Source organism: Nocardioides sp. B129/18, assembly GCF_055282735.1.
In genome coordinates this window covers 101,574-112,142 of record NZ_JBUZJI010000011.1, presented here as the reverse complement: position 1 = coordinate 112,142, position 10,569 = coordinate 101,574, and the positions used below count along the sequence as shown (strand labels likewise).

Sequence of the window (10,569 nt, the reverse complement as noted above, 5' to 3'; positions counted from 1 at the left end):
GTGTCGAGCTGCAGGGCCTCGAGCAGGTCGTCGCGCACCGCGGCGGAGAGGCGGGGCTCGCGATTGGCCAGCACGGCGACGCTGACGCCGGCGTGGCGTCCGGTGGCCGGGGTCCAGGCGGTGGCGTCGCTGGCGTCGTCGGCGCGGACGCAGAAGATGCGCTGCTCCTCGGCGCGCGCGGCGATGCGGGCGTTGACCGCGGCGTCGTCGGTGGCGGCGATGGCGTACCAGGCGCCGTCGAGGTCGGCGTCGTCATACCCGCGCCGGTGCCAGGTGAGCTCGCCGGCGAGACCCTCGAGCGCGGGGGTCACCTCGGGGCTCACCAGCACGACGTCGGCGCCGGCGGCGAGGAGCTGGGGCACGCGACGCTGGGCCACGCCTCCGCCCCCGGCGACGAGGACGCGGCGACCCCGCAGGCGCAGCCCGACCAGGTAGGGCTGCAGGTCGGCGTCGGACTCCACGAGATGACTCACGGGCATCATCATCGTGGCTCGCGATCCCCCGCCCCGGACCCGGGCCCAGCAACCGGGACGCGCGGGGCGATCTCCGTCACCGTCGCGGCGGGGACGATCGTGGAGGCGCCCGCGGCTCAGCGGCCGATGATGAGCACGGCGCGGTCGTCGTCGCCGTGCGGCACGCGCGCGATGATCCGGCGCGCGGCACCGGCGAAGCCGAGCCGGACGGCCTGACGCGCGACGTCGCGCAGCCAGTCGATGCCGTCCTCGATGTCGCCGCCGCGGCTCTCGACGACGCCGTCGGTGTAGAAGAGCAGCGCGTCGCCGGGCTCGAGCACGCCCTCGCTGACCTCGAGGTCTGGCTCGGGCTGGATCCCGAGCGCCAGGCCGCGGGCGCCGTCGACGTCCCAGTGGGACGAGGCCGCGCTCCAGCGCAGCGCCGGCGGATGCCCCGCGCTGAGGATGAGGAAGCGGCCGGTCGAGAGCTCGAGGCGGACGTAGGCCGCCGTGGCGAAGGACTCCACGCCCGGCAGACGCAGGAGGAAGTCGTTGGCGGCGTTCATCAGGCGCTGCGGCGGCAGGGCGCCGACGAGGCCGCCCATCGCACCGGCGAGCTGCAGGGAGTCCGCGCCGGCGGCGACGCCCTTGCCGACGACGTCGACGAGGATCACCTCGAGCACCTCGCCGTCGGCGTCGAGCGCGCAGGTCATGAAGTCGCCGGCGTAGGCGACGTCGTGGGCGGCGATCATCGCCGACTGCGCGTGCCACGGGGCGGGCAGCGGCGGGATGACCCCCTGGTCGCGCAGCCGGGTGCGCAGATCGGCCAGCATCGACTCCCCCAGCGACGTCGGGAGCCCCGTGCGCTGGGAGCGGGCGTGGACGAGCACCAGGGCCCCTGAGAGGAGGAGTGCGAGCATCCCCGAGAGGCGCGCGCTGCCGAAGCTGCCGTCGCCCAGGCCGTCGAGGATGCCGATGGCGATGGCCCCGACGGTCGTGTAGACGGTGAGGACGGTCAGCGGCCGGTAGCGCAGCAGGAGCATGCCGATCAGCAGCCACACGAAGTACGTGCTGACCGGCAGCACCGAGTAGAAGGGGATGGAGATCGCGAAGCAGGCGGTGACGCCTGCGAGCATCAGCGCCATCACCATCGTCTGGCTCCGGCGCGTGCCGGTGCGCCAGGAGGCCGCGAGCGCGCGCGGCATCCCCCGCACGGTGTTCGGCCCTCCCATGGCGGTGAGCATAGGTGGGGCGCAGGCACCCTCGTGGGCACTCCGCACAACCGGTCGTGGATGCCAGACTGGCCCCGTGCCCGACGACCTCCTCCCGAGCGCCGATCAGGCGCCCGCCGGCGAGCCCTCCCACCTCGACCGGCAGTTCGAGGACCTCCTCCAGGAGCTGCGGGTCACCCAGACCGGTGCGCAGCTGCTGGCCGGCATCCTGGTGACGCTGCCCTTCCAGCCGGTCTTCGACGACCTCGACCGCTTCCAGCGCGGGGTCTACCTCCTGCTGCTCGCAGCCGCCCTGCTCACGACCCTGGCCGTGCTGACGCCGATCGCGGTGCACCGACGGCTCTCCGGCCGTCACCACAAGCCCGACGTCGTCCGCGTGGCACGCCGGGCGCTCGACGCGGCGCTGGCCTCGCTCACCGTCCTGGTCGTCGGGATCGCGACGCTGGTGTGCGACGTCGTCGTCGGCCGGGGTGCGGCGCTGGCGGGGGGCGGCGTCGTCGGACTCCTCGCCGTGGGTCTGCTCGTCGTCGTGCCCCGGAGGCTCGCCTGAGCCGCCCGGCGGCGCGCGCGCTGGTGAGCGCGCACCGCTGCAACACCCGGACCCGCCTCGAGCACGCGCTCGACCTCGGCGTCGCCTACGTCGAGTTCGACCTGCGGCGCGAGGACGGCGCGGTCGTCGTCGCCCACGATCCCGGGGAGGCCGCCGACCTCGACCTCGACGCCGTGCTCGCCGCCCTCGCGGGCCGGGCCGGCGCCCACCTCGACCTCAAGCTCTCCAGCCCCGGCCATCGGCTCGAGATCGACGCCGTCGCGCGCACCGTGGCCGCGCTCGGGGTCGAGCGGATCGTCGTCACCACCGGCCGCGACGCCGTCATCCGCGCCGTGCGCGACTGGGCCGACGCCGAGGGCCTGGACCTGCGGATCGGGCTCTCGCTCGGCGGCAGCGTCGCCCACCTGCCCTGGCGCCGGCGCCTCGCGCGGCGTCGCTCGGAGCTGCGACCGGCGGCGCGGATGGCCGCGTGCGGGGCCGACGTCGCCGTCGCGCACTGGTCGATCGCGACCCTCGGCGTCGGACGCTGGGCGCGGCGCCACGGCGTCCCGCTCCTGGTGTGGACCGTCGACTCCCCGCGCGGCCTGCGCCGCTGGCTCGCGCCGGGGCGCGCCTGGATGGTCACGACGAACCGCCCCGAGGCGGCGCTCGACCTCGCGCACGGCCGGCGCCTGCCAGGATGAGCGCCATGAACGAGCGCCGCGTCGACGTCCTCGGCGAGCCGTGGACCGCCGAGACCCTCGAGCTCGAGGACGACTTCGAGGGGCCGGTGGTCGCCACGCTGGTCCATCGCCCTGCCGTCGGCGGCCCGACCGACCGTGCGGTCCTCCACGTCCACGGCTTCGCCGACTACTTCTTCCAGGCCGAGTACGGCGACTGGTGGGCCGAGCGCGGCTACGACGTCTACGCCCTCGACCTGCGCAAGTACGGCCGCTCGCTGCGGCCGGGGCAGACGCCGAACTTCGTCGCCGACCTCTCCGAGCACCACGCCGAGCTCGACGCCGCCTGGGACCTCATCGTGCGGCGCGACGGCCACCGTCACGTCGTCGGATCCGGGCACTCCACCGGCGGCCTGACGCTGCCGCTGTGGTGCGAGGAGCGCCAGCCCGGCGAGCTGGCCGGCCTCGTGCTCAACTCCCCCTGGCTCGATCTGCGCGGCAGCGTGCTGCTGCGCACCGTCGGCACTGCTGCCATCGACCGACTCGGCGCCGCCCAGCCGCTGCGCGTCATCCCGCGCAAGGTCTCCGGCCTCTACTCCGCCGCCCTGCACCGCGACCACGAGGGCGAGTGGGAGTTCGACCTCGACTGGAAGCCGCTGACCTCCTTCCCGGTCCACGCCGGGTGGCTGCGCGCCGTGCGCCGCGCCCACGCCCGGCTGCACCGCGGCATCGACGTCGGCGTCCCGGTGCTCGTGCTCTCCAGCGACCGCAGCAGCGACCCCGACCTCATGGGCGAGGACGTCCGCAGCACCGACGTCGTCCTCGACGTCGAGCAGATCCGTCGCTGGTCGACGGCGCTGAGCCGCCACGTCACCTACGTGGCGGTGCCCGGCGCCATGCACGACGTCGTCCTCTCCCGTCCTCCGGTGCGGGCGGCCGTCTACCAGCAGATCGGACGCTGGCACGACGCCTTCGTGCGGCCGCTCGTCGGCGACGGCGTCTGAGCCCCTCCTCCGCGCCGACGTCCGGGCAGACGACCGGGCAGACGACCGGGCAGACGTCCGGCCGGCATCCGGCGCGGGACGCCCACCGGGAGCCGGTGGCTCCCGCTAGGGTCCGGCCATGAACCCTGTGACCGGACTCTCACTGGGGCGCATCGCCATCGGCGCGCTCTCCCTCGCCCGCCCGTCCACCGCGGCCGTCGCCTTCGGGCTCACGCCCTCCTCCCAGCCCGAGGTCGCCTACGTGACCCGGCTCTTCGGCTCCCGCGAGGTCGCCCTCGGCACCGCGACGCTCCTGGCCCGCGGCAAGGGCCGCACGGCCCTGGTGCTGCTCGGCGTCGGGGTCGACGTCGCCGACGCCGTCACCGGTCACCTCGGCCCGCGGGAGGGCCAGGTGTCGAAGCGGGCCGGCGCCACGCTGCTCGGTCCGGCGCTCGGCGCCGTCGCCGCCGGCCTCCTGGGCCTGCGCACCGGCAGCAGCCCGGCTCCGGTCGCCGAGCCGTCGGGCCGCCGAGCCCGCAAGGCCGCGACGAAGACGGCGGCGAAGGCCACCAAGCGGGCCACGAAGCAGGCCACCAAGCAGGCGGCGAAGGCCCGCTGACGAGCGGGGCGGGCGCCTCGGCGTCCGCCCCGTCCCCACCATCGCGCGGTCAGGTGAGGAGGATCGCGACGAACGCGATGAGGCCCACGGCCACGACCACGCCGCGGAAGACCACCGCCGGCAGACGGCGCCCGATCGAGGCGCCGAGGCGTCCGCCCACGGCCGAGCCGAGCGCCATCAGCACGACGATGCGCCAGTCGACGTCCGCGACCACCGCGAAGAGCAGGCCCGCGACGCCGTTGATGCCGGCCGCGATCGCGTTCTTCACCGCGTTGACGCGCTGGAGGTCCTGGGTGAACCCGAGGCCCAGCACCGCGATGAGCATGACGCCCTGCGCGGCGCCGAAGTAGCCGCCGTAGACGCCGGTCAGGCCGACGGCGGGCAGCAGCCAGCGCGGCTCGGGGGTCACGACGCCGTCGGCGTCGACGCCCCCGCCTCCGCGCCGGGTGATCCAGCGCGAGGTCGGCGGGCCGAGGATCACCAGCACGACGCCCAGCAGCACCAGCGCGGGCACCGCCGCCTCGAAGGCGCCGGGCGGCAGCGCGAGCAGCAGCACCGCTCCGACGAGCGAGCCGACGACCGCGGCTGCGCCCCAGCGCAGCAGTCGGGCGCGCTGGCCGGCGAGCTCGCGTCGGTAGCCCAGGGCGCCGAAGGCCGAGCCCGGCACCAGGCCGATGTTGTTCGAGACGTTCGCGACCACCGGCGGGACGCCCAGGGAGAGCAGCAGCGGGAAGGTCAGCAGCGTCGCCGAGCCGACGACGCTGTTGATGATCCCGGCCGCGACGCCGGCGAGCAGCACGACCAGCGACTCCAGGCCGGTCACGGGCGCCGCACCTCGCGATCAGCCACGGACGCGGGTGCGACGGCGCGCCGACCAGCGGTCGTCGTCGCTGTGGGTGACCACCAGCGGCAGGCCGAAGGTCGCCGCGAGGTTGACCTCGGTGAGCACGTCGGTGAGCAGACCGGCGTCGACGACGCGACCGTCGCGCAGCAGCAGGGCGTGGCTGAAGCCCGGCGGGATCTCCTCGAGGTGGTGGGAGACGAGCACGGTGGCCGGCGAGTCGGGATCGTAGGCCAGCATCGAGAGCGTCGAGACGAGGTCCTCGCGGCCGCCGAGGTCCAGGCCCGCGGCCGGCTCGTCGAGCAGGAGCAGCTCGGGGTCGGTCATCAGCGCGCGGGCGATCTGCACCCGCTTGCGCTCGCCCTCGCTGAGGGTGCCGAAGGTGCGCTCGGCCAGGTGGAGCACCCCGAGCTCGCGCAGCAGCGCGGTGACGCGCTCGTGGTCGAGGTCGTCGTAGTGCTCGCGCCAGCGCCCGAGGATGCCGTAGGAGGCCGACAGGACGACGTCGTGCACCTTCTCCTCACGCGGCAGGCGCTCGGCGAGGGCGGCGCTGGTGACGCCGATGCGCGGGCGCAGCTCGAAGACGTCGACGCGGCCGAGGGTCTCCTCGAGCAGGCCGGCGCGGCCCGAGGTGGGGTGCAGCTGAGCGGAGGCGATCTGCAGCAGGGTGGTCTTGCCGGCGCCGTTCGGGCCGAGGACGACCCATCGCTCGTCCTCCTCGACCGTCCAGGTGACGCGGTCGAGGAGCGTGGCCTTCCCGCGGCGGATGGTGACGTCCTGGAAGTCGATCACGGCGGCCATGCCGCCACCCTATCGAGGCCCGAGCGCCGCCGCTCTGGGCCCCGACGCGTACCGTCCGACGTCGTGGAACCGCTGCGCCCCGACCCCTCGCGACGTCCGGCCGACGAGCCGTCGACGCCCGGCGCCGGCCTGCCCGCGGCGCTGCGGCTGGCCTGGTGGGGCACCGCCTGGCTGCGCGGCCTCGTGAGCACCGACGACACCGTCGACGCGGTGATCGGCGAGCAGGCCACCCACACGATCGTCGACGACGAGGGCTCCCATCCGCTGGCGCTCGGGCTCGGGCGGCTGCGCGCCGCCGGGGCGACGTCGCTGGGCGTCGCCTTCCCGGTGGACGGCGATCCGGTGGGCCTCGGCGGGCCGCCCGCCTTCACCGCCGCCGCGCTGGAGGCCGGAGAGGCCGTCGTCGCCTGGGAGGCCGGCCTCGGGCTGGTGCCCGAGACCGTGGGCGCGGCCACCGCCTGGGTGCGGCACGACGCGCGTCGCCGCCAGCTCCCCGACGTCGGCGAGGCCGACCGCACGCTGCGCCGGGTGCTGCCCGAGACCGCCGACCGCCTCGCCGATCTCGAGGTGGCACGGTGGCGTCCGGAGGCCGCCGACCTGCTCATCGACCTGCGCCACCGCGCGCCGCTGGTCGCACCGCCCGGGGTCCCGCCCCGGTGCGTCGACCTGGCCGCGCGGGCGCTGCTCGCGGAGGCGGTCGTCGACCTGGCGCTCCAAGACGACGGGGGCGCCCTCTCGGCCTCGGAGATCGCCCTGCGCACCGCCGCCCTGCGCCCCCTCGGCGAGGCGGCCCGTCATGCGCTCGTCGCCGCGGGCTCGCCCGAGGTCTGGCCCCCGGCCTGAGCGCCCGTCCATCCCCGTCGACCAGGCGCCTGCGCGGGGTCCCTCCGCGATAGCCTCGTGCGCGATGAGCCAGCCCCGCCCCGACACCCTGCTGATCACCCTCACCGGCAAGGACCGGCCCGGGGTCACCTCGACGATGTTCGCCACCCTGGCCGAGGCCGGGGTCGAGGTCGTCGACCTCGAGCAGATCGTCCTGCGCGGCCGTCTCGTGCTCGGCGTCCTGGTCACCGCGCCGTCGGTGGGCGACCTCGACGCCCTCGGCGCCGCCGTCGAGGCCACCGCCGACAGGCTGGGCATGAGCGTGGAGATCGATCGCGGCACCGGCGACGGTGGCCGCCGACCCGCCGGCCGCGCCCACGTCACGGTGCTCGGGACGCCGCTGACCGCCGAGGCGATGGCCGGCATCGCCGCCCAGATCGCCACCGCCGGCGCCAACATCGACCGCATCCAGCGGATGGCGCGCTACCCCGTCACCGCGATCGACCTGCACGTCTCCGGCGCCGATCCCGACGCCCTGCGCACCCTGCTGGCCGTCGAGGCGGCCCGGCAGGGCGTGGACGTCGCCGTGCAGCCGGCCAACCTGCTGCGGCGCGGCATGCGGCTCATCGTCATGGACGTCGACTCCACCCTCATCCAGGGCGAGGTCATCGAGATGATCGCCGCCCACGCCGGCTGCGAGGCGCAGGTCGCCGAGGTCACCGAGCGGGCCATGCGCGGCGAGCTCGACTTCGAGGAGTCGCTGCGCTCGCGGGTGGCGCTGCTGGAGGGCGTGCCCGTCAGCGCGCTCGACGAGGTCTACGAGCGGATCGTCGTCAACCCCGGGGCGCGGACGATGGTGCGCACCCTGCGCCGCCTGGGCTACCGGTTCGCCATCGTGTCGGGCGGCTTCAGCCAGATCACCGACCGGCTGGCCGCCGAGCTCGGCATCCACTACGCCCGCGCCAACACCCTCGAGATCGTCGACGGCCGGCTCACCGGGCGGGTCGTCGGCGAGGTCGTCGACCGTGCCGGCAAGGCGCGGGCGCTGCGCGAGATCGCGGCCGAGATCGGCGTCCCACAGGCCGCCACCGTCGCGATCGGCGACGGCGCCAACGACCTCGACATGCTCGAGGCGGCGGGGCTCGGCATCGCCTACAACGCGCGCCCGGTGGTGCGCGAGGCCGCCGACACGGCCGTCAACGTGCCCTACCTCGACACGATCATGTACCTGCTCGGCATCTCCCGCGAGGAGATCGAGCTCGCCGACGCCGAGGCCGGCATCGTCACGCCGGCACCACCGCTCGCGCCGCTGGCCTGACCGCTGCTCGCGAGCCCGAGGCCGGGCCCGCGCTCAGGCCGGGGGTCAGCCGCGAGCGACGTGGTGGGCGACGAGCGTCGCGCACTGCTCCTCGACGTCGCTCCACTCGCCCTCGAAGTCGAAGATCGTGACGGCGCTGGTGGGATAGCCGGTGGCGAGCTCGGAGGAGGCGTCCTCGTCGCCGTCACCGTCGTCGAGCAGCTGGGCGAGGTAGCCCATCGTCGGGTTGTGGCCGACGACCATGAGGGTGCGGGCGTCCTCCGGGGTCTCCCGCACGAGGTCGAGCGCGGTCTCCGGGCCGGCGTCGTAGAGCGCGTCGTCGTAGGTGGCGTCGTCGTCCCAGCCGGCCGCCGCGGCGACGGCCTCCCAGGTCTGGCTGGTGCGCACCGCGGCCGAGACCAGCGCGTGGTCCGGCTCGACGCCCTGCTCGGCCAGCCAGCGTCCGGCGGCCTCGGCGTCCTCGACGCCCCGCGGGCTGAGCTCGCGCTGCATGTCGGAGGAGCCGACCTGCTCGGCCTTGGCGTGACGCATCAGCACCAGGCGCCGACGGACGGCGGGCTTGGCGCGTCCGGGGACGGTGGGCAGGTCGTCGGTCTCGCTCACGCCGGAATGGTGACAGGCGCGTGGTGAGGCGTCGAACCGGGACCCGTTCGGGCGTGTCGCGGCCTCAGGCGCCCATCGCGTGGAAGCCGCCGTCGACGTGGACGATCTCGCCCGAGGTGGCCGGGAAGAAGTCGCTCAGCAGCGCGCAGACGGCCTTGGCGGTGGGCTCCTGGTCGGTGTTGTCCCAGCCCAGCGGCGCACGGGTGCTCCACAGCTCCTCGAGGTCGCCGAACCCGGGGATGGCCTTGGCGGCCAGGGTGCGCAGCGGACCGGCGGAGACGAGGTTGACCCGGATGCCCTCGGGGCCGAGGTCGCGGGCGAGGTAGCGCGCGCAGGACTCCAGGCCGGCCTTCGCCACGCCCATCCAGTCGTAGGCCGGCCAGGCGACGGTGGCGTCGAAGGTGAGGCCGACGATCGAGCCGCCCTCGCCCATCAGCGGGCGGGTGGCCGTGGCCAGCGACTTCAGCGAGTAGGCCGAGACCTGCACGGCCTGCGCGACGTCGTCCCAGGGGCCGTCGAGGAACCTCCCGCCCAGCAGCGTCTCGGGGTTGCCGTAGGCGATGGAGTGCACGACGCCGTCGAGGCCGTCGACATGCTCGCGCACGAGCTCGGGGAGGCGCTCGAGGTGCTCGGGATCGGTGACGTCGAGCTCGAGCACGGGCGGCTCGACCGGCAGGCGCTTGGCGATGCGGCGGGTGATGCCCAGCGCGCGCCCGAAGTTGGAGATGAGCACCGTGGCGCCCTGCTCCTGGGCGACCTTGGCGGTGGCGAACCCGATGGAGGAGTCCATCGTGACGCCGGCGACGAGGATGCGCTTGCCCTCGAGGATTCCCATGGTGACGTGCTCCTGGTCTGTGGGGTGCGGGTGCGTGGGGGTGGTGCCGGGATGGGCTCGGGGCTCAGTGGCCCATGCCGAGGCCGCCGTCGACGGGGATGACCGCGCCGGTGACGTAGGCGCCGCCGGGTCCGGCGAGCCAGGTGACGGCGGAGGCGATCTCGTCGGGGCTGGCGTAGCGCTGCAGCGGGACGGAGGCCTTGATCTGCTCACGCTGGGCGTCGGTGAGCACGGCGGTCATGTCGGTCTCGACGAAGCCGGGCGCGACGACGTTGGCGGTGATGCCGCGCGAGCCGAGCTCGCGGGCCACCGAGCGGGCCAGGCCGACGAGGCCGGCCTTGGAGGCGGCGTAGTTGACCTGGCCGGCCGAGCCGAGCAGCCCGACGACGCTGGAGACGAGGATGATCCGGCCGCGCTTGAGGCGCAGCATGCCCTTCGCGGCGCGCTTGGTGAGGCGGTAGGACCCGGTGAGGTTGGTGTCGATGACGCTCGACCAGTCCTCCTCCGACATCCGCAGCAGCAGCGTGTCGGAGGTGATGCCGGCGTTGGCCACCAGCACCTCGACCGGACCGTGCGCGGCCTCGACCTCGGCGAAGGCGGCGTCGACGGCCGCGGGGTCGGTGATGTCGCACCGGACGTCGAGGGCCCCCTCGGGCGCGCCGCCGTTGCGGGTCGTGACGGCGACCTTGTCGCCCTGGGCGAGGAAGGCCTCTGCGATCGCGCGACCGATGCCGCGATTGCCTCCCGTGACCAGGACGGAGCGGGGCTCGGCGGACGGGGACGGGGTCTGCGGGCTCACGCGTCCCGACCGTAGTGATTACCGATAGGTACGCCTAAGCGAGCCGCGCCACGCC

General features: G+C 74.9%; 13 protein-coding genes. 6 read left to right on the top strand and 7 right to left on the bottom strand.

Features of this window, described 5'->3' with window-relative positions; translation table 11 throughout:
• Positions 1 to 473 (bottom strand): precorrin-2 dehydrogenase/sirohydrochlorin ferrochelatase family protein (locus tag ACZDWJ_RS10460; RefSeq protein ID WP_463520893.1); only part of this gene is annotated, 473 nt, incomplete at its 3' end.
• Positions 474 to 589: 116 nt separating this feature from the next.
• Positions 590 to 1,684: a PP2C family protein-serine/threonine phosphatase gene (locus ACZDWJ_RS10455; protein ID WP_463520892.1), complete on the bottom strand. Its 1,095-nt coding sequence runs from the start codon at positions 1,682 to 1,684 to the stop codon at positions 590 to 592.
• Positions 1,685 to 1,760: 76 nt separating this feature from the next.
• On the opposite strand from ACZDWJ_RS10455, the gene ACZDWJ_RS10450 reads away from it, so the two are divergent.
• The 4 genes from ACZDWJ_RS10450 (at position 1,761) to ACZDWJ_RS10435 (ending at position 4,495) form a co-directional block, all read left to right on the top strand.
• Entirely contained in the window at positions 1,761 to 2,234 is a 474-nt protein-coding gene (locus ACZDWJ_RS10450; protein WP_463520891.1) for a DUF6328 family protein, read from the top strand.
• Positions 2,235 to 2,257: 23 nt separating this feature from the next.
• Complete coding sequence (locus ACZDWJ_RS10445; RefSeq protein WP_463520890.1) at positions 2,258 to 2,917, top strand: glycerophosphodiester phosphodiesterase; 660 nt, start codon at positions 2,258 to 2,260, stop codon at positions 2,915 to 2,917.
• A gap of 5 nt (positions 2,918 to 2,922) precedes the next feature.
• On the top strand, positions 2,923 to 3,897 hold the full coding sequence (locus ACZDWJ_RS10440) for an alpha/beta hydrolase (RefSeq protein ID WP_463520889.1): 975 nt from the start codon (positions 2,923 to 2,925) through the stop codon (positions 3,895 to 3,897).
• Between the two features lie 118 nt (positions 3,898 to 4,015).
• Positions 4,016 to 4,495: a DUF4267 domain-containing protein gene (locus ACZDWJ_RS10435; RefSeq protein WP_463520888.1), complete on the top strand. Its 480-nt coding sequence runs from the start codon at positions 4,016 to 4,018 to the stop codon at positions 4,493 to 4,495.
• Between the two features lie 49 nt (positions 4,496 to 4,544).
• Here ACZDWJ_RS10435 and ACZDWJ_RS10430 read toward each other — a convergent pair whose 3' ends face one another.
• Positions 4,545 to 5,318: a sulfite exporter TauE/SafE family protein gene (locus ACZDWJ_RS10430; RefSeq protein ID WP_463520887.1), complete on the bottom strand. Its 774-nt coding sequence runs from the start codon at positions 5,316 to 5,318 to the stop codon at positions 4,545 to 4,547.
• An 18-nt stretch (positions 5,319 to 5,336) separates the two neighbouring features.
• Entirely contained in the window at positions 5,337 to 6,137 is an 801-nt protein-coding gene (locus tag ACZDWJ_RS10425) for an ABC transporter ATP-binding protein (RefSeq protein WP_463520886.1), read from the bottom strand.
• Between the two features lie 63 nt (positions 6,138 to 6,200).
• On the opposite strand from ACZDWJ_RS10425, the gene ACZDWJ_RS10420 reads away from it, so the two are divergent.
• Together ACZDWJ_RS10420 and serB are read left to right on the top strand one after the other, a co-directional pair.
• On the top strand, positions 6,201 to 6,980 hold the full coding sequence (locus ACZDWJ_RS10420) for a hypothetical protein (protein ID WP_463520885.1): 780 nt from the start codon (positions 6,201 to 6,203) through the stop codon (positions 6,978 to 6,980).
• 64 nt (positions 6,981 to 7,044) lie between these two features.
• A complete protein-coding gene (gene serB / locus ACZDWJ_RS10415) occupies positions 7,045 to 8,277 on the top strand; it encodes a phosphoserine phosphatase SerB (protein ID WP_463520884.1) in 1,233 nt (410 codons plus the stop codon).
• A 45-nt stretch (positions 8,278 to 8,322) separates the two neighbouring features.
• On the opposite strand, the gene ACZDWJ_RS10410 is transcribed toward serB, so the two are convergent.
• The 3 genes from ACZDWJ_RS10410 to ACZDWJ_RS10400 all read right to left on the bottom strand — a co-directional run bounded on the left by ACZDWJ_RS10410 (position 8,323) and on the right by ACZDWJ_RS10400 (position 10,514).
• On the bottom strand, positions 8,323 to 8,880 hold the full coding sequence (locus ACZDWJ_RS10410; protein ID WP_463520883.1) for a SixA phosphatase family protein: 558 nt from the start codon (positions 8,878 to 8,880) through the stop codon (positions 8,323 to 8,325).
• 64 nt (positions 8,881 to 8,944) lie between these two features.
• Positions 8,945 to 9,715 carry an enoyl-ACP reductase FabI gene (gene fabI / locus ACZDWJ_RS10405; protein ID WP_463520882.1) on the bottom strand — a complete coding sequence of 257 codons (771 nt, stop codon included), beginning with the start codon at positions 9,713 to 9,715 and terminating at the stop codon, positions 8,945 to 8,947.
• A 64-nt stretch (positions 9,716 to 9,779) separates the two neighbouring features.
• Positions 9,780 to 10,514, bottom strand: a complete 735-nt coding sequence (locus ACZDWJ_RS10400) for a beta-ketoacyl-ACP reductase (RefSeq protein WP_463520881.1) — start codon at positions 10,512 to 10,514, stop codon at positions 9,780 to 9,782.
• Positions 10,515 to 10,569: the final 55 nt, after the last annotated feature.

Coding starts and splice junctions, on each gene's coding strand:
- ACZDWJ_RS10455 (WP_463520892.1), bottom strand. CDS start 1,684: ATGGGAGGGCCGAACACCGTGCGGGGGATGCCGCGCGCGCTCGCGGCC.
- ACZDWJ_RS10440 (WP_463520889.1), top strand. CDS start 2,923: ATGAACGAGCGCCGCGTCGACGTCCTCGGCGAGCCGTGGACCGCCGAG.
- ACZDWJ_RS10435 (WP_463520888.1), top strand. CDS start 4,016: ATGAACCCTGTGACCGGACTCTCACTGGGGCGCATCGCCATCGGCGCG.
- ACZDWJ_RS10425 (WP_463520886.1), bottom strand. CDS start 6,137: ATGGCCGCCGTGATCGACTTCCAGGACGTCACCATCCGCCGCGGGAAG.
- serB (WP_463520884.1), top strand. CDS start 7,045: ATGAGCCAGCCCCGCCCCGACACCCTGCTGATCACCCTCACCGGCAAG.
- fabI (WP_463520882.1), bottom strand. CDS start 9,715: ATGGGAATCCTCGAGGGCAAGCGCATCCTCGTCGCCGGCGTCACGATG.